This window comes from Caballeronia sp. GAWG1-5s-s (genome assembly GCF_023631445.1).
Classification (GTDB): Bacteria; Pseudomonadota; Gammaproteobacteria; order Burkholderiales; family Burkholderiaceae; genus Caballeronia.
In genome coordinates, this window is record NZ_JALQDC010000069.1 from 1 (window position 1) to 413 (window position 413).

At 62.0% G+C, this 413-nt stretch carries 1 protein-coding gene; it reads right to left on the reverse strand.

Translation table 11 applies throughout. The annotated features are described in order from the left end of the window. The coding region (locus tag NCR34_RS27935; protein ID WP_284506731.1) for a sensor histidine kinase at positions 1–311 on the reverse strand (311 nt) is incomplete at its 3' end. Between the last annotated feature and the right edge of the window lie 102 nt (positions 312–413).

Below are 413 nucleotides of genomic sequence, written 5' to 3' on the forward strand. Positions count from 1 at the left end.
ATCGTCGCCGAACGGTCGAGTCCATCGATTGTCACGGTCTGCCCGTTCTGCGCGGCCGCAGGACGTATTGCATCGACGGCCTCATCGATGATCGCCGACATCTCGACCGGCACCGGGTCGATTGAGAACATTCCACGCACCGTTCTGTCCGCCTCGAGCAGATCGTTAAGAATGACCGAAAGGTTGCGCACCTGGCGCTTGACGATATTGCTCGCCGCCGCGGCCGGACTTTGTTCGGGTACCGAACGGCGAATCACCTCGATCGCGCTCTCGATCGGCGCGAGTGGATTGCGCAGTTCGTGGCTCAACATCGACAGGAACTCGTCACGCTCTCTGAGCAAGACTTCCAGGTCGCGCGTGCGGGCGTCGACGCGAGCTTCGAGTTCCGCATTCGTCCGCTCGAGCTCCGAGCG